Raw genomic sequence first — 20693 nt, 5'->3', positions numbered from 1 at the left:
ACTCTCGCCCATCGGCGAGGCGATGGCGGCGGGGCCGCAGGTGGGCAAGCCCGCTCCGCTCTTCACCGGCACGGATGCCGATGGCCGCACCGTCCGGCTGGAGGATTACAGGGGCAAGACCGTCGTCCTCGAATGGACCAACCACGATTGCCCCTTCGTGATGAAGCATTACGGCGGACAGGCGATGCAGGCCCTGCAGCAGAAGTGGACCGAGGCCGGCATCGTCTGGCTGTCGGTCATCTCCTCCGCCCCCGGCGAGCAGGGCGCGGTGGACGGACAGGCCGCCAACCGCCTGACCCAGACCCGGGGGGCCGCCCCTACCGCCGTGATCCTCGACCCCGCCGGAACGATCGGCCGCGCCTACGACGCCAAAACGACGCCTCACATGTTCATCGTCTCGGGTGACGGCACCCTGCTCTACCAGGGCGGCATCGACGACAAGCCTTCCGCCAATCTCGACGACCTCAAGACCGCGAAGAATTACGTGGATCTCGCCCTCACCGAGATCGCCGCCGGCAAGCCGGTGAGCGTGAGGACCGCGAAGCCCTATGGCTGCACGGTGAAATACGCCTCCTGAGGAATCCGCCCCGTTACGAGAAATCCTCGGTGACGATCCGGGCCCAGGTCTCGCCGGCGATCCCGCCGAGAAACACGTTGCCGCCGCGAAGTGTCGCCGCCACCTCCGGATCGCGCGTCCAGGCGATCGTTCCCATGACGTGGTGATAGAAGAGCCCCTTCTGGCGGAAGAGCCCCTTCATCAGGTCGGGTGAGGTCGCCCCGCGCACGGCCACGGCCCCGAATTCAGCCGCGTCGGCGAACATCCGGCCGACGACGAGTTCCTCACGGTTGGGCAGGGCCAATAGCTGGAGCGCATAGGCGACGCCGTCCCGGCGGGCGTAGAGGAGATACAACCCGATCCGGCGGGAGGTCCGGTCCACCACCTCGCGGATCTGGAGGGGGCCATACTTGGTCTGGAGACCGGCCTGTTCGACGAACCAGCCGAGTTCGGCCGGGTCCGGCTTGAGATCGTAGTGAGCGAGGAAGGGACGGGCGGCCTCCGCGAAATCGGCGGCGGCGATGGGACGCGAGACGATACCGTCGGGGCGTGGGGAGCCGGAGGGCAGGAATCGCCGGAGCACGCTATCCGCCGCGCGGGCGATCGGAACGATCCAACGCGCGAGCCGGGGCAGACGCTTGCCGAGGAAATACGCCGCCGTCCCCGCGGGCCGGTGGATCTTCACCCATTCGAGGCTCTGTGCCGGCAGGATCACGAAGCGGGTGGCACGGGCGATATCGAGGGACGTGCGGTTGGCGGTGTCGGTGAAGAGGAGGTCGAAATCGCGGGCGGTGACGCCCCGGATGAGGCTGACGCCGATGCCGGGGTTGTTGTCGGGATCGGCGGCCATGTAGGCGCTGAGGATGCCGGCGCGCAGGGTCCGCTCCCCGACGACCATGGTCATGGCGATGACGCCCATGAAGCCATCCAATACCCCGTTCCGGTCCAGGTGGACGATGGAGCCGGTGCCTTCGGTATAACCAGGAGGATCGAAATACGTCGCCTCCAGGCAGGCGGCGAGCTTGGCAGCCCGATAGCTCCTGCCCAGGCGGAATGTCTGCGAGAACAACTGGCAGACCTGCGGAATGTCGCTCCTCTGGAACGCACGGATCGAGCCGCGTGAAGACGAAGCCACGATATTTTGAACGTCAGCAGGAAGCTGAGCTTGGCCTTCCGGGTTCAGCCCAAGGCTAGTTTGGTTCATGCTGGCACAACCCGATGACGCTCCGTCCCGACCAGCAATTATTCGGCCGATAGATTAGCAATTCGACAAGGCAGCACTTCGCATGCGGCGTAGCCGCGGCATCACTGTCGCACCCTCGGCCTTGTCGAGACGATGCGGTGCGGCTCTCCCTTCACGCCCTTGGCCCATCCCTCATGACAGAACCCGCCGCGCCCCGCTGGTCGGTCTTCCGCAACGGCGATTTCCGTCTTTACGGCGCCGCGCGGTTCCTCACCGGCCTTGCCTACCAGATGCAGGCCGTGGCGGTGGGATGGTTCGTCTACGACCTGACCCGCTCGGCTCTCGCCCTCGGCCTCGTGGGGCTCGCGAGCTTCCTTCCGGCAATGCTCTCCGCCCTGATCACCGGGCACGTGGCCGATACCTACGACCGGCGTCTGGTGACGGCGATCGCCTATGCGACCCTGGCCGCGGCCGATCTCGGTCTCGTCGCCATCGCCTTGTCCGGCACCGGTTCGATCTGGCCCATCTATGCCCTCGTCGTCGTCATCGGCACGTCGCGCGCCTTCGCCAACCCAGCGCTTCAGGCGCTTCTTCCGACCCTGGTGCCGCGCCCCCTGTTCGGATCGGCCATCGCGTGGAACGCCTCGCTCTGGCAGAGCGCATCGATCCTCGGCCCGGCCGCCGGCGGATTTCTCTATATGCTGGGGCCCGCCGCCGTGTTCGGGGCAGCGGCGGCGAGCTTCGCCCTGGCGAGCGCCCTCGTGGTCGCGATCCGCTTCCGCCCCGCTGCCGTGACGGAGCGCCCGCCCGTCACCTGGGCCACCCTCTCGGCCGGCCTGTCCTACATTCGGTCGCAGCCGGTGGTGCTCGGCGCCATCAGCCTCGATCTCGTGGCCGTGCTGTTGGGCGGCGCCACCGCCCTGTTGCCGATCTTCGCCGCCGAGATCCTCCATGTCGGCCCCCTCGGGCTCGGCGCCCTGCGAAGCATGCCCGCGGCAGGCGCAGTGGTCACCGCCATTCTCCTCGCCTATCGCCCCCTCGAACGCCATGCCGGCCAGCGGATGCTGCAGGCAGTGGCGGTCTTCGGCCTCGCCATCACGGCGTTCGGCCTGTCCACCTCGCTGCCGCTCTCGATGGCCTGCCTGTTCGTCACGGGGGCGGCCGACATGATCAGCGTCTACGTGCGCCAAACCTTCGTACAGGGCGAGACGCCCGATGCCATGCGCGGACGGGTCTCGGCGGTGAACACGGTGTTCATCGGCGCCTCCAACGAACTCGGCGAGTTCGAATCCGGCACGCTCGCCGCCCTCGTGGGCGCGGTGCCGGCCGTGGTGGCGGGCGGGCTCGCGACGATCCTCGTGGCAGTGCTGTGGGGCCGCCTGTTCCCGGCCCTCAAGGGGCGGGACCGGCTGCTGCCGGCGGAGTGATGAAAGACACGATGCAACGGAGCGTGAGCGATGATTCCATGCCGGACGAATGTTCGTCGCGGAATGAATAAACGCAGTCGGACCAATGGCTTCTCCAGCGCCATCGGCGCATTATCCCTCCGAAGACCGAAATCGGACGCTTGAGGGATAATCTCATGTTTTTCAGAGATTTAAGCGGGGATCAGGCACGACAGACTATCGATGTCGAACAGGTCTTCTCCGGATACGCGATGACGCAGGGAGAGTTGGACCGGCGGTTCTCAGGCTCGATGTCGTGGAAAACGGTGGGCGGACGGGACTATCTCTACCGCAAGCGACGCGACGCATGGAAATCCCTGGGGCCGCGCGGAGCGGAGACGGAGGCGATCGCCCTTCAGTTTCATGATGGCCGCACGAGACTGCAGGAGAGGATGGCCGGTCTTGCCGCACGTCTCGACGCCATGGCCCCGGTCAATCGAGCCCTCAACCTCGGGCGTCTGCCCCTTATCGCAGCGCGCATCCTGCGTGCCTTGGGCAGGGCGAACCTGATCGGCTCAGGTATCGAGGTGGTGGGGACGAATGCCCTGTTCGCCTATGAGCGCTTTGCCGGTGTCCAGATCGCCGGAGCACACCTCGCAACGGCCGATGTCGACCTGCTGTTCGACGCACGCCGCTCCCTCCGATTGATGGCCCCGGAGGTGTCACTCACGGGCGTGGCGGGACTCCTGCGCAGGGTCGACCATTCCTTCGAAGTCATGGGACAGGGCGGTTTCCGCGCCATCAACCGCGATGGCTACATGGTCGACCTGATCACGCCGGCACCGAAAGACCTCATGGTCAAGCGGGGACGGAGCCGGATCGGCGCGGAGGCGACGGACCTGGAAGCCGTCGAGATCGAGGGGCTGGCCTGGCTCGTCAACAGCCCCAAAGCGACAGCCACGGTCATCGATGCCCGCGGATATCCGCTCACGATGATCGTCCCAGACCCGCGCGCCTTCGCTCTGCACAAGCTCTGGCTCGCTGGACGCCAGGACCGTGATCCACTTAAGCGCGAACGCGACCGGGCTCAGGCCCACCTCGTCGCGTCCCTCGTGACGAGCCGCCTACCGCATCTGCGCTTCGACGATCCGGCCCTGGCCGCACTGCCGCGCGCCCTGCGCAAACAGTCGGCTTTTCTGACCGAGGCAGGACGGGATACGGGTTCCGGTCCGTCTCGCCTCGAGCCCGATTGGTAGCCCTTACTTCCCAGCCAATAGCGGCGACCAGGTCGGGTCGGAGGCATAGGACGGCGTCGGGACGGGCTGTTCCACCTTGCCGGTGATATCGACCATGTAGAGCTTGCCGCCGCCCTGGCCGCCGGGATCGCGGAAGAACAGCACGTACTGGCCGTTGGGCGCGAAGGTCGGCCCTTCGTTGTGGAAGCCTTCCGTGAGCACGCGCTCGCCCGAACCGTCAGGCTTCATCACGCAGATGGCGAAGCCGCCCTTGCGCTGCCGGGTGAAGGCGATGAGGTCGCCTTTCGGCGACCAGGCCGGCTGCGAGGCCGAGCCCTCGCCGAAAGAGATTCGGGTCGGGTTCGAGCCGTCGGCCCCCATCACATAGATCTGCTGCGAGCCGCCGCGATCGGATTCGAACACGATCTTGCCGCCGTCGGGAGAATAGGTCGGCGAGGTGTCGATGGCGTTGCCGTTGGTGATCGGCGTCTGCGCCTTCGAGCCGAGATCCATCTTGACGATGTCGGCGTTGCCGCCCTGCTGCACGCTCATGACGAGGTGGTGACCGTCCGGCGCGAAGCGCGGGCTGGTGCTCATGGAATCCATCCGGCCGATGGCCTGACGCGCGCCGGTCTCCAGGTTGATCACTTGGACACGCGGCTGCTGGCCGGTGGCCTGGGTCATGAATGCGATGTCCTGAGTCGAGGGCGAGTAGCGCGGTGCCACCACGGCGGATTCGCCGTTGGTCAGCGCACGGACATTGGCGCCGTCCTGGTCCATCACCATCAGGCGCTTGCGGCGATTCTCCTTCGATCCCGATTCGTCGACGAAGGCGATGCGGCTGTCGAACCAGCCGCCGAGACCGGTGATCTTGGTATAGACCACGTCCGAGATGAGGTGCCCGGTGCGGCGCGCGTTGGCGACGTCCGCGCCATACTGCTGACCGGTGAGCTGCTGGCCGGAGGTGACGTCCCAGAGCCGGAACTCGACCTTGAGCTTGCCCGAAGGATCACGCCCGACCCGGCCGGTGATGAGGGCCTGGGCGCCGGCGGCACGCCACTTGTCGAAGCCCGGCACCGCATCGAAGCCGGGATTCTCAGGGAACTTCCCCTTCTCCAGGGGCACGAAATAACCGGACCGGCGCAGATTGTTGGTCACCACGCTCGACACCAGCAGGCCGAGGCTCGGATCGCCGGAGAAATCGGCCACGGCGATGGGCATCGGCTGGAACGAGCCGCCGCCGATCCGCAGGTTCAGCTGCGCCTGTGCGGGCACGGCGAAGGCGAGCACGAAGGCCAGCACCGCGAGGAGCGACGCCAGGGGCGAGGCGAGCCGCCGGTGGAAAGTGTCGGTCATGAAGAGATTCCGAAAACCTTGAACAGGGATTCTGGGAGCGTCGGTTCTTCCTATCCTCGACCTCATCCTGAGGTGTCCGCGTCAGCGGGCCTCGAAGGAGGCTTCCAGCCGGCACGAGGGCCCTGGAAGCCTCCTTCGAGGCCTTCGCTCACGCTTCGGCACCTCAGGATGAGGGAGAGGGATTGGACGAATCCGAAGGAAGGATCACCGACCTGTATCACACCCGCGAGAACTCGAATTCCGCGTTGATCGCCTTCCAGTCGTCATAGTACGGCGCGAACTGGGGCGGGATCTTGTAGGGCGCACAGCGCTTCACCGCACGGAGCGCGGCCTCGGCGAGGGAACGGTCCACGGCGTTGGCGCCGCCGCGCATGATCCGCGGCTCGGTGCTCAGGGCACCGTTGGCGGAGAGGCGGATGTCGAGCATCGGCAGCACCACGCCCTGCGAGGCGCCGGGGGGCGCCGAGTAGCAGCGCTCGATCTGCTGGGTCAGCATCCCGATCAGCGAATCGCGCATGGAGGGCGAGAGGCGCTGCGAGGTACCGCTGGCAGCCCCCAGCGAGGCCGTGCGCTGGACCTCGTGGCCAGTCGCGCCGGTGGATTGCGAGGGTGCCCGCGAGGCGAGCAGCTGCTTGATGTCACCGGAACTGAACTTGTCGGCGAGCTCGGCCTGCTTCTTCGCCTTGGCCTCGGCATCGGCCTTGGCGCGCGCATCCGCCATGGCTTTCGCCTTGGCCTTCGCGGCGGCATCGGCCCTGGCCTTCACCTCAGCCTGGGCCTTGGCATCCGCAGCGGCTTTGGCTTCAGCGACGGCCTGCTGACGTTCGGCCTCGGCCTTCGCCTTCGCTTCGGCCTTGGCTTCCGCCTCGGCTTCGGCCTTCTCCGCGAGCGCTTCGGCCTTGGCCTTCGCATCGGCCCGCGCCTTCGCCTCGGCCAGAGCTTTGGCCTCGGCCTGGGCCTTCGCGTCCGCCAGGGCCTTGGCCTTTTCGGCCTTGGCGGCCTCCGCCTTGGCGATGGCCTCGGCCTCCTGGCGCTCGATGAGTTCGGCCAGCTTCTCGCGCTTCTCGGCCTCGACCTTGGCGGCCTTCACCGCCTCGGCCTTGGCTTCCGCCTTGGCAGCCTCCGCCTTTGCGGCGGCCTTGGCCTCTGCCTTGGCCTCAGCCGCAGCCTTGGCTTCCGCCGCTTTCGCGGCTTCAGCCTTGGCAGCCTCTTTGGCGAGCTTCGCCGCTTCGGCCTTGGCGGCGGCCTCCGCCGCCTCTTTCTCGGAATCGTGGTCGGGCATGCGCAGGGGCATTTCCTCGGCGCTGGCGACCTTCATGTCGGCCGGGCGCTTCGGGGGCGCGGGCGCATCGACCTTGGCATTCTCGGGCTCGCGCTCCTCGACCTTCTCCGCGACCTTGTCGGCGCGCGGCTTGGCGTCGGGCATCGGCTTGTCGGCGTTCTTCTCGCCCTTGGTCAGTTCCGAGAATTGCTGCTCGGTCATCACCTCCACCGGCACGCCTTCCTGGGCGTCGGGCAGGGCGGGAGCGGCGACGGACATCAGCGCCACGGTGAGCACGGCGACATGCACGCCGCTCGACACCCAGACGCCCGGTTCCCGGAATTTGGAGGGAAGCTTCACGATCCGCCGCGCCCGTTACTTCTGGTCCGGCTCGGTGACGAGGGCGACCTTCTTGAAGCCGCCTCCGGTCACGATCGCCATCACCTGGGCCACGCGGCCGTAATCCACCCGCTTGTCGCCGCGCACGAAGACGCGCTCCTCGAAGCCGGATTTGGAGGTCTCCACCAGCTTCGGCACGATGGTGTCGTCGGTGAGCTCGGCCTCGCCGAGGAAGACCTGGCCGGTCTGGCGGATAGACAGGGTCACCGGCGTCGAATCGGAATTGAGCGGGCTCGCCTTGGATTGCGGCAGGTCGAGGGGCACGCCCACCGTCATCATCGGCGCGGCCACCATGAACACGATCAGCAGCACGAGCACGACGTCGATGAACGGCGTCATGTTGATCTCGTTGATGGCACCGCCGCGCCGCGCGCGACGCCGCCTGCTGCCACCCTGCGCCGCTCCGTGGGCCATGCCCATGATCGTGCCTCGATGCTTCTAAGAATGCGGGATCAGGCGGCGAGCGACAGGCGCTCGTCGATCTGACGCGAGAGGATGGCGGAGAACTCGTCGGCGAAGCCCTCAAGCCGCGACTGGGCCTTCGACACGTTCGACTGCAGCTTGTTGTAGGCGAGCACCGCGGGAATGGCCGCGAACAGACCGATGGCGGTGGCGAACAGGGCCTCGGCGATGCCGGGTGCGACCACGGCCAGGGACGTGTTCTTCGACGCCGCGATGGCCGTGAAGGAGGTCATGATGCCCCAGACCGTGCCGAACAGGCCGACATAGGGACCGGCCGATCCGATGGAGGCGAGGAACAGCAGGCGCGACTCGAGACGCTCGACCTCGCGCTGGATCGTCACGTCGAGCACTTTGTCGATGCGCTGGGACAGGCTCTGGATCTGCCGGCCGGAGCCCTCGAACGATCGCTTCCATTCGCGCATGGCGGCCACGAACAGGGCGCCGAGATTGGTGGCGGGCCGGTCGTTGAACGAGCGGTAGAGCTCCTCCAGGGAGCGGCCGGACCAGAACGCCTCCTCGAACGCATCCATCTCGGTCTTGGTGCGGCGGAACAGCAGGGTCTTGTCGACGATGATGGCCCAGCACCAGACGGAGCAGCCGAGCAGGCCCACCATCACCAGCTTCACCACGAAATGAGCGTGCCAGAACAGGTTGAACAAGCTCATGTCCGGCGGCGGCAGCGCCTGCATGGCATCGGCGGGATTCATGCGTTCGTCCTCGTCCCGGGTCGACCGGGAGGTCGACTCCCGCGCTCCACCTGACCCGGGCGGTATGTTCCCCAGATCGCTGGTGAATCTGTCGAAAGTATGGGGTGCATCGCAAAATGCACGCCGCACCTTCCTCGGCCGTCAAGGTTAATGAACCATGAGGAAGTGTCGGATTCTCTCCTGCCGGACGTCTCACTGTCCTCGACGCATCGCTTTGCCGACCGAAAGCCGGGCCGGCCCCGCCGGGGCCTAAAGCGACGGAGTCGCGAAACGCTGCGCCATGGCCCGGCGGAGGCTGTCCGGAAGACGAACCGCGCGGCCATCGCGCACCGCCGCCACGGTGACCTCGGCCTTGAGCAGGACCTCGTCGCCGCGCCGCACTTCTTGGATCATCGGCATCGAAGCGCCGCGCAGTTCGACGACGGTGGTCATGATGGCGAGCATGTCGTCCATCCGCGCCGGCTTCAGGAAGTCCAGCACCATGCGCCGCACCACGAAGATCAACCCGGCATCGCGCGCGAGGTCGACCTGCTCCATGGCGAGGGCGCGAAGCAGCTCGGTGCGGCCGCGCTCCATGTAGCGCAAGTAATTGGCGTGATAGACGAAACCTGAGAAATCGGTGTCTTCGTAATAGACGCGGATATCGATGCGATGAGAGGTCATGCGATGGCTTCCGAGGATAGGTCGACCACGACGATCTCGGGGGGAACGCCGAAGCGAACCGGCGCGATGCTGTTGCCGAGGCCGCCGGAGACGACGAGATCCGCCTGCTCGCGGACATGGCCGTAGGCGTAACGGTTGGCGTAACGCGACGGAACCACGGGAGAGTAACCGAACAGCCGCACCTGGCCGCCATGGGTATGGCCGGACAGGGTCAGCGCCACATGGGCCGGAACCTGCGGAAAGATGTCCGGCTCGTGCGCCAGCAGGACCGTCGGCGCGCCCTGCGGCACGGCGGCGAGCGTCTTGTCGAGATCGTCGACCCCGATGCGGGCATGGCCGTGACGCTTGGCGCCCGGCAGCAGGGCGAGTTGGTCGCCGAGTCCCGCGAGCCAGAACCCGCGCCCGTCCTTTTCCAACCGGATCGCCTCGTTCTCGAGGACGCGGATGCCGACCCGCGTCAGGGCCTCCCCGGCGATGGTCGGCCCCGCCCCGCGCGCCTGCGCTGAACGGTCCTCCCACCAATCGTGATTGCCGAGAATGGCACAGGTGCCCAGCGGCGCCCTGAGGCGGCCGAGTTCGGGTGCCCATTCGGCGGCCTCGACATAGCGTGTGACGAAGTTCTGCCCGGTGACGTAGTCGCCGAGGAGCACCGTCAGGTCGCCGCCGAGCGCATTGGCGGTCTCGACGATGCCGGCGATGCGGGCGGCACTCATCCACGGCTCGCACGCATGGATGTCGGCCAGCGCCACGATGCGGAGCTTCAGCCCGGCGGGCCAGTGGCCCTTCGGCGTGATGGCGTAGCGCGTCACCGACAGGCGCATGGGCTCGATGCCGACGCCGTAGGCGGCCGTCGCACCTCCTGCCAGTGCCATGCCGCCGAGGCCGGCGAGAACCGTCCGGCGCGTGATCCTCACTGCTTGTGTCTTGGAGGGCAGAGCCTCCTCGCCGATCCGATCGTCAACCGGGTTCATGCCATGGGCTCCGAGGATAGGTCGACCACCACGATCTCTGGCGGAACCCCGAAGCGCACCGGCAGGCCGCTCATGCCTATGCCACCGGAAACCACGAGGTCGGTCTGCTCGCGCACATCGCCATAGGCGTAGCGCCGCCCATACCGGGAGGGGACGACGGGGGCGTAGCCAAGGAGCCGGACCTGTCCGCCATGGGTATGGCCCGAAAGGGTCAGCGCCACATGGGCGGGCACCTGCGGGAAGATGTCCGGCTCATGGGCGAGAAGGATGGAGGGCGCGCCGTCGGGGATCGCCGCGAGGGTGGCCGGCAGGTCGTCGCTGCCCTTCCGGGGGAGACCGAAGCGCCACCATGTGCGCTCGAAGCTCAGTTGATCTCCGAGCCCGGCGAGCCAGACCTCGTGTCCCCTCACCCGCAGAGGCAGGGCCTCGTTCTCGAGCACGCGGATGCCGGCGCGGGTCAGGGCCTCCCCGGCGAAGGTCGGGCCGTGCCCGCGCTCGCAGGCGGCGCGATCGGCCCACCAATCGTGATTGCCGAGGATGGCGTAGGTGCCCAGCGGCGCCTTCAACGCCCCGAGGACGGGTGCCCAATCGGCGGAGTCCACGATGCCGGCGAGCCGGTCCATGCCATTCACGTAGTCGCCGAGCAGCACGATCACGTCGCCGCCGAGGCCGTTGGCCGCCTCGACGATCCGCCGGATGTGCTGAGGCGTCATGAAGGGATCGCAGGCATGGACGTCGGAGACGGCAACGATCCGCAGGGTCAGGCCGGCCGGCCACGGCGCCATCGGGGTGATCCGGTAGCGCGTGATGGCGAGACGCATCGGCTCGATACCGATTCCGTAGGCGGCCGTACCGCTGCCCGCGAGCGCCACGGCGCCGAGGCCGAGCACGACGGTGCGGCGGGTGATCCGGACCGGGGAGGATGCGGGGTCGGAGCTCATGGGGTGGAGGTCGCCTTTCGGCCGGGTCTATCGCAGAGGACTTGCTGTTCGGAGCGACGTTAGCCCTCCTCTCCCCGCGAGCGGGGAGAGGAGATGTGCACACATCGTCTCACTTCAAACACGCTGCCCGTCCGTCATCGCACTGTCTTTGCAGGGAGCAGAACGCAGACGCCACAGGTTGCCTCAGCCATCGGGATCCGCCGACCCGAACAGCCCGAACTGCGAGGCCGGATCGCGCCGGGGCACGGCAAAACCCATATGCTTGTAGGCGTGCGGGGTCAGCATGCGCCCACGCGGGGTGCGCTGGACGAAGCCCTTCTGGATCAGGAACGGCTCGATGATGTCCTCGATGGCGTCGCGCGGCTCGGAGAGCGCCGCCGCGATGGTCTCGATCCCCACCGGGCCGCCACCGAAAGAGGTGGCGATCATCGTCAGGTATTTCCGGTCCATCACGTCGAGACCGGCCGGGTCCACGTCGAGAAGCTGGAGCGCGCGGTCGGCGATGGCGCGGGTCACTGTGGGTGCGTCGGCCACGATGGCGAAGTCGCGCACCCGGCGCAGGAGGCGCCCGGCGATGCGGGGCGTGCCCCGCGCCCGTTTGGCGATCTCGTTCGCGCCCTCCGCCGACATGCCGATGCCGAGCACCCGCGCGCCGCGGGAGACGATGAGCTCGAGCTCGTCGACATCGTAGAATTCGAGGCGGATCGGGATGCCGAACCGGTCGCGAAGCGGCGTGGTGAGCAGGCCGGCGCGGGTGGTGGCGCCCACCAGTGTGAATTTCGGCAGCTCGATCTTCACCGAGCGCGCCGCCGGCCCCTCGCCGATGATGAGGTCGAGTTGGTAATCCTCCATGGCCGGATAGAGGATTTCCTCCACCGCCGGGTTGAGGCGGTGGATCTCGTCGATGAAGAGCACGTCGCGCTCTTCCAAGTTGGTGAGCTGCGCCGCGAGGTCGCCGGCCTTGGCGATGACCGGGCCGGAGGTGGAGCGGAAGTTCACCCCGAGTTCGCGGGCCACGATCTGCGCCAGGGTGGTCTTGCCGAGGCCGGGAGGCCCCACGAACAGGACGTGGTCGAGGGCCGAGCCGGTCTTCTTCGCGGACTCGATGAAGATCTGCATGTTCGCGCGCGCCGCGCGCTGCCCGATGAATTCGGGAAGGCTGAGCGGACGGATCGACTGCTCCACGTCGTCCGGCCGCCGCTCCGGCGTCAGGAGCGATTCCGGCAGCGGATGAAGGGTGGGCGATTTCGGCGATCTGGGGAGCTTGCTCACACGGGCTCTCGGTCGGGGCCCGGCACAGGGCCTGCTCCGGTGGATGGGCGTTTCGCCCGATGTCGCACAACGCCGCCCGGCGCGCTACACTGCGCCATCGGCGGCACGCGACCGCCGCAGGGGGTTCGCGATGAGTGACACCTCACAGCAATTCGAGATGATGGCCCTCGACGATTTCGAGGAGCTGCTGGCCGACAAGCCGCGTAACGAGCGCTGGGAGCTGATCGGCGGCCGCGTCGTGCGGATGATGGTCGGAGCCCGCTGGGAGCATGGGCGCATCGTCCAAAACATCGCGACCGGACTTGAGAATGGATTTCGCGCCCGAGGATCTTCCTGTCAGACGTTCACCGAGACGTTCTACATGAAGAGCAAACCGCTCGATGCGGCGATGTTGCCGGATGTCCTCGTCGTCTGCGGCGACCTCGAACCGGGAACGACCTCGGTGGACAACCCAACCATCCTGTTCGAAGTACTGTCTCCGGGGACGGAAGCCCGAGACCGCTTCGAGAAGTGGCACGTCTATCAGCAGCTCGGATCCCTTCAGCACTACGTGCTGGTGGCGCGCGACAGACCGCATATCGAAGTCTTCGACCGGGTCGACGGCGTTTGGAGCGGACTCCGTGTCATCGAGGGACTCGATGCAAATCTCGATCTCGCGGCAATCCAGGCTGTGTTGCCCCTGGGCGACATCTACTATCGGGTGATCGCGCGCTGAGCGCCGGCCGGGCCGGCGCTCAGCTTGGGATCAATCCTTTTCGGGAGCGATCGCTTCCAGGCCGCCGATATGCTTCTGGGCGTAGAGCGCCAGGCCGATCTGAGCGATCAGGGTCTGCTGGGTCTCGAGGAAATCGATATGGCCCTCCTCGTCGGCGGCCAGCTCCTCGAACAGGATCTTCGACACGCGGTCGTTGATCGAATCGCAGTACTGCGCGGCTTCGAGATAGAGCGCGCGGGCCTCGGTCTCGGCCGCGAGATCGGAGGCAATGATCTCTTCGATATTCTGACCGATCCGCAGCGGATCGAGCTCCTGCAGGTTCGGAAACCCGTCGAGGAACAGGATCCGGTCGATGAACCGGTCGGCATGGTTCATCTCTTCGATGGATTCCTTGCGCCAGAACTTGGCGAGGTCGATGTAGCCCCAGTCGTTCAGCATGCGGAAGTGGAGCCAGTACTGGCTCACGGCCGTCAGTTCGCTGCGCAGACCTCTGTTGAGGTACTCGACGACCTTAGCATCACCCTTCATAAAACTCACTCCCGTCCGGCTATTTCAAGCTCGAAGGGGAGCGTGGGGCCTCGCACAGGCCCTCAGGCGGCGATCCCCTCCCCCGCAGTTTGGAATTGAACCAAACTACAGCTGCTTGCGCAACCCGTTCCGCACGCATGGCCGGCCTCCGCCACCGCGTCTTGCAGGGCACCCTGCAGAGCCGCCTGCATGATCGAACGGATGGTCCGGGCGCAGCGGCCGCATTTCGGGCTGCAGCCGAGGCAGGCATGGACCTGTGCCGGGGTTCTCGGGCAATCGGGCCCGTCCTTCAGGCAAGCGCGGACGGCACCATCGGACAACACGTTACAGGAACAGACGATCATGGGAGCTCGCTGAACGAAACAGGAAGCGTCGATCGCGAACGAGACAATTGCGTCATCGGCAAATTCCCCTCCCCGATCATTGGCTTGCGCGCCTCTTTAGAACTTTTAAAATCTACTGCTATCTCAACAACTTAACCGCCGCGGGACGAATGCGCAAGGCGCGCGGACGCGTCCTGTGGCCAGAAGGCTCGATCGTGGCGAGGCGGGCTCAGAAGACGTGGAACGCGATACCGGCGAGGAAGCTCTTCTCTTCCGTGCCCTTCAGGGTCGCCGTTTCAAGGTTCCCGAACTTGTTCAGCCAGTACTGGAAACCGATGAACACATCGACGCGGTCGGGCTGGTCGTAGACGAGCTTGCCGAGGTCGAGCACGAGGTTGGTGCGGGAGACGAATTCGAGCCCCGTCTCGCGGTTGAAGGCGAAGATCGACGGATTGCGGACACCGCGCCCCTTGGGCAGGACGATGTTGTTGATGCCCGTGACGCTGAGCGGCAGACCGGTGAAGGCCAGGGGAAAGTTGTAGGCGATCTCGATCTCGGGGACGGTGTCGTAGCTGATGTCCCGGTTCGGATAGGGATTGAAGCCGTTGCGGTTCCATTCCTTGTAGGCGTGGACCGAGGCGCTGAGGAAACCAGCCGGCACGTCGAAGGCGAAGTTCAGGCCGCCGACGACGTTGCGCTTGCGCGGGCCGAAGGCGGTGTCCTTCGTGTTGGCGTCTAACCCGTAGGAGAGGGAGACGTCCTTGACGAGGCCGGGCACTATGAACGCCTTGGTCCCGGTGAGGGCATTGAGGCTGAGGGTGCCGCGGTAGAGGCCGTAGACCTCCGTCGCGCCGTCATCGCGCAGGAAGAGCCCGCCCGGGGCGTTGGTCGTGCCAGCGCGTTCCTGCGAGCCGGATTTCAGGATGTCCAGGGAGAGGAGATTGGTGCCGTAGGCCCAGGCATTCGCATGCGAGAGGGTGAAGATCTGCTTGGGGATACCCCGCGAGCGGAACGACCCGTCCGCGTTCCGCACCCGCACGCCCGGCTCGGCGGCGGGGAACTGGTAATGATAGCTCACCTGGGTATCGGAAAAGAGGAAGAAGGGTGAAGGTGCATCCGGAGCGGGGGACGGTGCGCCCGCAGGATCGGCCGCCAGAGCCGGTGCCAGCGCCGCGCACGAGACCAGCGCGGCCGCCAGCGATGTCCAGAAGCCCGTCATGTTCACCCCGGCAGAGCGGTTCCGCCCAGTCGGGGCTCGGATCAGTAGCCGGTTTCACGGATCGTCGGAAGGACGAAAGCCGATCCTCCCGGCGAAGGATGCGGGCGCGCCGCGCTCAGCGGGCGAGTTCGCGGAGCCCGAGGCGGATCAGCGTCTTGGCCTCCGCCCCCTCCCCGGCGCCCTTCATCGCGGCGGCGATGGCGGCGGAGGCCTGGACCGGGGCGTAGCCGAGATTGACCAGGGCTGAGATCGCATCGGCGGCGGGTTGCGGCGCGGTGCGGTCCTCCACCGCGCCGGACAGGGCGAGCACGGCGGGGTCGATGGGCGCGAAGGCCGGCGCCTTGTCCTTCAGTTCCGCGGTGAGGCGGGCAGCCAGGCGCGGGCCGACACCCGGCGCGCGGGCGATGGAGGTCTTGTCCCCCATGGCGATGGCGGTGGCGAGGGCCTCCGGCTCCAGCACCGAGAGCAGGCCGAGGGCCACCTTCGAGCCCACCCCCTGTACGGTCTGGAGCAGGCGGAACCACTCGCGCTCCGCATCCGACCGGAAGCCGTAGAGCCGGATCATGTCCTCGCGGACATGGGTCTCGATGGCCAGCGAGGCCGCCTCGCCCGCTTCCGGCATCCGCTGCAGGGTGCGGGCGGAGCAATGCACCACGTAGCCGACGCCCTGTACGTCGAGGATCACGAAATCCTCGCCGTAGGAATCCACCACGCCCTTCAACTTGCCGATCATGCGTCATCCCGTCATCACGGACAGGTCTTTACCAGGGACAGGCCCGCCTGTCCGACACGCCACCGAGAGAAAGTGACCGCCCGATGCGCACCCCCCTCGCCGCCCTCCTCATGGTGATGGCCGCCGCCCACGCCCATGCTCAGACACCGGCCCAGAACCCGGCCCAGGATGCCGCCCCCACCACGGACCCCACCCAGGTCCGGGCCGGCAGCTACGTGCTCGACGCGGCCCACGGCAAGATCACCTGGTCGGTGAGCCACCTCGGCTACTCGACCTATTACGGCCAGATCACCGACGTGTCGGGACAAGCCGACCTCGACCCCAAGGATCCGGGCAAGAACCGGCTCACCGTGACCATCGGCATGGGAAGCATCAACGCCCTGAACGAAACGCTCAACCGCCATCTCCAGGGGCCGGACTTCTTCGACACCCAGAAGTTTCCCACCGCCACCTTCACCGCCACCCTGGTGGAGCCCACGAGCCCAACCACGGCCCGCGTCGCCGGCAGCCTCACCCTCAAGGGCGTGACGAAGCCCGTGGCGTTCGACGCCACCTTCAACCGGGCCGGCCTCAACCCCATCGACAAGCGCTATACCGTGGGCTTCGACGGCTGGGCCGTGATCAAGCGCTCGGATTTCGGCGTCAACGCCTTCCTTCCCGCCATCGGCGACGACGTGTCCCTGCGGCTCGAGGGCGAATTCAAGGCGCAGTGAGCGCTCGCCTCCCCGCGCGGGGAGGCGTTTCAGGCGGTGCGGCCCCCGCCTCTTCCCGCAAGGTGGGAGAGGAGAATGCTCACCCCTTCGCCAGGGCCGCCGCGATCCGCGCGGCGGCAAGCCCGCTCACCCCGGCGACGGGGGCGTGGAGCTTCTTCAGGGCATGCGCCCCGCGATGGTTGGCATGGGTGACGGCGATGGCCAGGGCATCCGCAGCGTCCGCGGTCTTGAACTCGGCCTTGGGCATCAGGAACTTCACCATCGCCTGGATCTGCACCTTCTCGGCGTGCCCGGAGCCGCAGACGGTCTTCTTGACCAAGTTGGCGGCGTATTCGGAAACCGGCAACCCGGCCAGGGCCGGCACCAGCAGGGCGATGGCGCGGGCATGCCCGAGCTTCAGGGTGGCCTGCGCATCCTTGTTGACGAAGGTCTCCTCCACGGCGACCTCGTCGGGCGAAAACCCCGACACCACGCGGGTGATGCCCTCGTGCAATTCCCGCAGGCGCAGGGCGAGCGGCAGATCCCCGTCCGAGGTCACCACGCCGCAATCGACGTAAGTCAGCTTCGCCCCGACGACGGAGATCAGCCCCCAGCCGGTACGGCGCAGGCCGGGATCGATGCCGAGGATGCGGATGGGGGTCATGGGGGCCTGTATCGCGGTGACTGCCTATGGCGCGCCATCATAGGCCAGACGGCCGGCCGCGGATGCCCCCTCCCTCGCCGACCGAGGCCTTCCGGCCGCCGACATGCTCCACGGCAACACCGGCTTCCAAGCCCCGACCTTCGGCATATGTCGCGGCGGTACCCAGCGTCAGGCCCTGACCACTGAGGAGGTTTTTGCCGCAGAACCGGGGGCCGCTTCTGCGAAACCTGCTCAGGATCTGAAAAGGTCCTCCAGCGCTCTCAGCACCGTCGCGACCTCGACCGGCTTCTCCAGGCGGCGAATGTGAGCGTAGGCGTCCGGGACGTCGGCCTGGTCGTATCCCGTAGTAAACACGAACGGCACGGCGCGTGCGATCAAGGCGTCCGCGAGCGGGTAGACGTTCTCGCCGCCGAGATTCACGTCCAGGCATGCGGCGTCCGGCGCGGCGCCTCGTTCCAGCATGCGCAATCCGCCCTCCACGGAGGCGACCGGACCGAGCATCTCGGCTCCTACGTCCTGCAGCGCGCTGCTCAGCTCGTCCGCGAGAAAATACTCATCCTCCGCGACGAGGATGCGTCGTGCTTGGAGCGTGTCCTCAGGCATCGGCCATCTTCCCGGACATCATGCGTCCCGATACGGGCAGCGCAATGGTGCAGTGAACCCCATCGGATTCCATCACGTAGGTTGTCCTGGCACCGAGCTGGTAGGGCAAGGCCCGCTCGATCAGCTCGCGGCCCGCCCCATTCCGTTGCGAGCCCGTCTGCAACGGCATGACGACGCCACGCTCGCGCCAGTCCACGTGCAGCCACGGCCTCTGCTCCGGTTCGGCATGCTCCAAGTGCCAGTTGATCTCGAGGCGCGCTTGCGGTTGCGCGAGGGCACCGTACTTGACCGCGTTGGTCGCGAGTTCGTGCACGGCCAGCGCGTAGGTCTGCAACGTCGACGAGCGCAGAGCGACGCCGGATGGCCCCTTCAAAACGATCCTCGCGCCCTCCCCGTCGATGGCGGCGACCTCGCTGCGGATCAACTCGTCGAAGGTGATGCGCGCCCCCTCGGCGATGCGGGAGAGAAGGCCCTGTACCCGGGACAGGGCGGCCAGACGAACGATGTAGCGTGCCTTGAAGTCCGCCAGATCCGCGCTGTTCCGCAAGGTCTTTTCAGCCGTGGCGCGCACGATACTCATGAGGTTGCGGGTGCGATGCTGCAGTTCGGCGACGAGCACGCTCATATGCTCGGCCCTCTCCTTCTCCTCGGTGATGTCCCTCCCGACGCCGCCGATCCAACGCACCGTTCCGGACGCGTCACGCATCGGGAAGGCGGTATCGCGCAGCCAGCGGATCTCATCGTTGGTCGGCCGCCGGATGCGGTACTCGAAGCTGACCCTCTCTCCCATCGTGACACGCTGAAGATTGGCGACCGCACGCTCGCGGTCCTCCGGCACGATGAGATCGGCCCATCCCACCATGTTGTCGCCGAAGAGGGCCGCCGTTCGGTCCAGGCCGTAGATCGTCTCGAAGGCGGGTGTGAGATACATCCACTGGAACGTCGCGGCGTCGCGCATCCAGAGCACGTCGGAAGAGGCCTCGCCGAACTGGCTGAGGCGCGCCTCGCTCTCGCGCAGGGCCGCTTCGGTACGCTTGCGTTCGGTGATGTCGGAGAACAGAAGCGCCACGGTGCGCGCATTCGGATCGCCGATGCGATAGGCATAGACCGACCACCACCGGTCGAGCTGCTCGGACCCGGCCTCGAACCGCGCGGGTACTCCCGTTAGGGCGACCCGACCGTAGGCGTCGATCCAGAACTGGTCCAGGCCGGGCGTGATGTCACGCATCCACCGGCCAGCCGCATCCCTGATGCCGGTCTGCGCCTCGAAGGCGGGGCTGACTTCCTCGAACCGATAGTCGGTCGGGTTGCCCTCGCCGTCGAACGCCACCCTGATGGTGCAAAAACCCTGGTCGAGGGCATTATAGAGACCGAGATAACGCTCCTCGCTCTCGCGTAACGCCGCCTCCGCCGTTTTCCGTGCCGTCACGTCGCTGGCGGCTCCGAACCACTCGACGATCTCGCCGTTGCCGGCCAGGATCGGAACGGCGCGCGAGTGCGTCCAGCCGACGCTGCCGTCGGTCCGTCGAACACGATGCTCCAGTTCGAAGACCTGCTTGCCACGGATCGCTCCGTCGATGGCAGCGTCGATGGTGGGGCGATCCTCCGGCAGGATGGTGCCGTTCACCCAGCCCTGGCCCAGGCTTCCCTCGTCCGCGAGGAACCCCGGTCCGTCGAGCCGACGCATCTCCGACCAGTCCGGGCTCATTCTATAGATCACGTCCGAACTCGCCGTGACGAAGGCACGGAATCGCTCTTCGCTCTCCTGCAGTGCCACCTCGGCACAGGCACGCTCGATCGCCGACCGCATCCGCTCGCCGACGCTGCGGATGAGGAACCGCTCGGCCTCGGTCCATGAACGAGGAGTCGCGTGTTGGGCGCAGAGAATGCTCGTCCGCTGACCGTCCCCGAGCAGAACGACATCGGCGAAGGAAGCGATGCCTCGTGACTGGAGTTCGGCTTTCGCGGCAGCGCCGAGACGTGCGTCCGTCTCGACGTCACACACCGCCACGACTTCGCCGACACGGTAGGCCGCGAGAAACTCCGGGTCGAAAGCGTCCAAGGAATACTCGCCGACGATGGAAGAGACACCGCGGCCATGCTCGCGCTGGATCGTCAAGCGACCCTCGCTGATCTCACCGTAGCAAGCGCGGCTGATATTGAGGTGATCGCCGAGTTGCCGGGCCGCAGCCTCCGCGATCTCGGCCGGTGCCTTGAGCGGCCGGAGAATGTCGCTCAGGCGGAGCAGGAACGCATGGTGCTCCTCGCTCTCCCGCAACGCCTTCGTGCGGTCGGTGACGCGCCGCTCCAGATCTTCCCTCGCAGCCTGCGCCTCATCGAGGGCCCCGGTCATGACGTAGGCGGCGGAGGCAAAGCGCGTCAGGCGCGTGAGCAGCCTGAGATCCTCACCATCGAAAGCACGCTCCCCGTCATGGGCACTGACCCACAGGGTACCGACAGGCTCGTCGCGGGCAGGGAACGGGATCAGTAGAACCTCGTGGATGAAAGGTTCGGCGGCGGCGGCGGGGACGTGGGTGTGCGGACGCGAGAACAGCAGGGGGGTGTTACGGGTCACCACGATGCCGCATGGATTCGCTTCGTATGGCATGATGCCGCCGAGACGCGCCGCCCATAGCCCGGCGACAGCATCCCATCGGAAAGCGCTCACTCCGTTGTGGGATCTCAGGATGCTGATGCCGGCCGATCCGGCGATCCCCCTCTCGACGATCAGGTCGACGAGGCGCTGCAGGATGCTGCCGGGACTGACGGTCAGTTCCAGCGCCAGTTCGGAGAGGACGTGGGCTTCCGCCTCGAAGTCGGGAGGG

The 20693-nt window shown here is 66.9% G+C and carries 21 protein-coding genes; 5 read left to right on the top strand and 16 right to left on the bottom strand.

The window, feature by feature from the left end; translation table 11 throughout:
* Positions 1-22 precede the first annotated feature (22 nt).
* Positions 23-577, top strand: coding sequence for a redoxin domain-containing protein (locus FV220_RS09235; protein WP_308444981.1), 555 nt, complete (start codon positions 23-25; stop codon positions 575-577).
* A 13-nt stretch (positions 578-590) separates the two neighbouring features.
* Here FV220_RS09235 and FV220_RS09230 read toward each other — a convergent pair whose 3' ends face one another.
* The gene (locus FV220_RS09230) at positions 591-1691 is read right to left on the bottom strand and encodes a hypothetical protein (protein ID WP_147830908.1); all 1101 of its coding nucleotides are present in this window, start codon (positions 1689-1691) and stop codon (positions 591-593) included.
* Positions 1692-1933: 242 nt separating this feature from the next.
* Between FV220_RS09230 and FV220_RS09225 the strand changes: the two genes are divergently transcribed.
* Positions 1934-3166 carry an MFS transporter gene (locus FV220_RS09225; RefSeq protein WP_147830906.1) on the top strand — a complete coding sequence of 411 codons (1233 nt, stop codon included), beginning with the start codon at positions 1934-1936 and terminating at the stop codon, positions 3164-3166.
* A gap of 410 nt (positions 3167-3576) precedes the next feature.
* Entirely contained in the window at positions 3577-4380 is an 804-nt protein-coding gene (locus FV220_RS09220) for a nucleotidyltransferase domain-containing protein (protein WP_187273367.1), read from the top strand.
* Positions 4381-4383: 3 nt separating this feature from the next.
* Here the strand turns inward: FV220_RS09220 and tolB are convergent, their stop codons facing one another.
* The 8 genes from tolB to ruvB form a co-directional block, all read right to left on the bottom strand.
* Entirely contained in the window at positions 4384-5715 is a 1332-nt protein-coding gene (gene tolB, locus FV220_RS09215) for a Tol-Pal system beta propeller repeat protein TolB (RefSeq protein ID WP_147830904.1), read from the bottom strand.
* A gap of 217 nt (positions 5716-5932) precedes the next feature.
* Positions 5933-7336, bottom strand: a complete 1404-nt coding sequence (gene tolA / locus FV220_RS09210) for a cell envelope integrity protein TolA (protein WP_147830902.1) — start codon at positions 7334-7336, stop codon at positions 5933-5935.
* A 15-nt stretch (positions 7337-7351) separates the two neighbouring features.
* Positions 7352-7795 (bottom strand): biopolymer transporter ExbD, encoded by a 444-nt coding sequence (locus tag FV220_RS09205; protein WP_026175616.1) that lies wholly within the window; start codon positions 7793-7795, stop codon positions 7352-7354.
* Between the two features lie 32 nt (positions 7796-7827).
* Positions 7828-8544 carry a protein TolQ gene (gene tolQ, locus FV220_RS09200; RefSeq protein ID WP_018041984.1) on the bottom strand — a complete coding sequence of 239 codons (717 nt, stop codon included), beginning with the start codon at positions 8542-8544 and terminating at the stop codon, positions 7828-7830.
* A gap of 249 nt (positions 8545-8793) precedes the next feature.
* Positions 8794-9207 carry a tol-pal system-associated acyl-CoA thioesterase gene (gene ybgC / locus FV220_RS09195; RefSeq protein WP_018041983.1) on the bottom strand — a complete coding sequence of 138 codons (414 nt, stop codon included), beginning with the start codon at positions 9205-9207 and terminating at the stop codon, positions 8794-8796.
* Entirely contained in the window at positions 9204-10178 is a 975-nt protein-coding gene (locus tag FV220_RS09190; protein ID WP_147830900.1) for a metallophosphoesterase, read from the bottom strand. The genes ybgC and FV220_RS09190 overlap by 4 nt, the downstream gene beginning before the upstream one ends.
* Positions 10175-11119 carry a metallophosphoesterase gene (locus tag FV220_RS09185; protein WP_147830898.1) on the bottom strand — a complete coding sequence of 315 codons (945 nt, stop codon included), beginning with the start codon at positions 11117-11119 and terminating at the stop codon, positions 10175-10177. Before FV220_RS09185 ends, FV220_RS09190 begins: the two co-directional genes overlap by 4 nt.
* 183 nt (positions 11120-11302) lie before the next feature.
* On the bottom strand, positions 11303-12391 hold the full coding sequence (ruvB, locus tag FV220_RS09180; RefSeq protein WP_187273365.1) for a Holliday junction branch migration DNA helicase RuvB: 1089 nt from the start codon (positions 12389-12391) through the stop codon (positions 11303-11305).
* A gap of 43 nt (positions 12392-12434) precedes the next feature.
* Between ruvB and FV220_RS09175 the strand changes: the two genes are divergently transcribed.
* Positions 12435-13106: a Uma2 family endonuclease gene (locus tag FV220_RS09175; protein WP_348271064.1), complete on the top strand. Its 672-nt coding sequence runs from the start codon at positions 12435-12437 to the stop codon at positions 13104-13106.
* 30 nt (positions 13107-13136) lie between these two features.
* Here FV220_RS09175 and bfr read toward each other — a convergent pair whose 3' ends face one another.
* From bfr to ruvA, 4 genes are all read right to left on the bottom strand, one after another.
* Positions 13137-13634, bottom strand: a complete 498-nt coding sequence (bfr, locus tag FV220_RS09170; protein ID WP_018041978.1) for a bacterioferritin — start codon at positions 13632-13634, stop codon at positions 13137-13139.
* A gap of 62 nt (positions 13635-13696) precedes the next feature.
* The gene (locus FV220_RS26045; protein WP_082473248.1) at positions 13697-13978 is read right to left on the bottom strand and encodes a (2Fe-2S)-binding protein; all 282 of its coding nucleotides are present in this window, start codon (positions 13976-13978) and stop codon (positions 13697-13699) included.
* 208 nt (positions 13979-14186) lie between these two features.
* Positions 14187-15176 carry a hypothetical protein gene (locus tag FV220_RS09160; RefSeq protein WP_238253772.1) on the bottom strand — a complete coding sequence of 330 codons (990 nt, stop codon included), beginning with the start codon at positions 15174-15176 and terminating at the stop codon, positions 14187-14189.
* A gap of 115 nt (positions 15177-15291) precedes the next feature.
* Positions 15292-15909 (bottom strand): Holliday junction branch migration protein RuvA, encoded by a 618-nt coding sequence (ruvA, locus tag FV220_RS09155; RefSeq protein ID WP_018041976.1) that lies wholly within the window; start codon positions 15907-15909, stop codon positions 15292-15294.
* Positions 15910-15992: 83 nt separating this feature from the next.
* Here ruvA and FV220_RS09150 point away from each other — a divergent pair, with 83 nt between their 5' ends.
* Entirely contained in the window at positions 15993-16622 is a 630-nt protein-coding gene (locus FV220_RS09150; protein ID WP_056147387.1) for a YceI family protein, read from the top strand.
* Between the two features lie 79 nt (positions 16623-16701).
* Here the strand turns inward: FV220_RS09150 and ruvC are convergent, their stop codons facing one another.
* The 3 genes from ruvC to FV220_RS09135 all read right to left on the bottom strand — a co-directional run.
* Positions 16702-17265, bottom strand: coding sequence for a crossover junction endodeoxyribonuclease RuvC (gene ruvC / locus FV220_RS09145; RefSeq protein ID WP_018041974.1), 564 nt, complete (start codon positions 17263-17265; stop codon positions 16702-16704).
* Between the two features lie 231 nt (positions 17266-17496).
* Positions 17497-17868, bottom strand: coding sequence for a response regulator (locus FV220_RS09140; protein WP_147830896.1), 372 nt, complete (start codon positions 17866-17868; stop codon positions 17497-17499).
* On the bottom strand, positions 17861-20693 hold a 2833-nt coding region (locus FV220_RS09135), incomplete at its 5' end, for a PAS domain-containing protein (RefSeq protein ID WP_147830894.1). The genes FV220_RS09135 and FV220_RS09140, both read right to left, overlap by 8 nt.

Origin of the sequence: Methylobacterium sp. WL19, from assembly GCF_008040005.1 — a bacterium.
GTDB classification, from domain to species: domain Bacteria; phylum Pseudomonadota; class Alphaproteobacteria; order Rhizobiales; family Beijerinckiaceae; genus Methylobacterium; species Methylobacterium bullatum.
The sequence above is the reverse complement of the archived record's forward strand: the minus strand, read 5'-3'. Positions and strand labels throughout refer to the sequence as shown.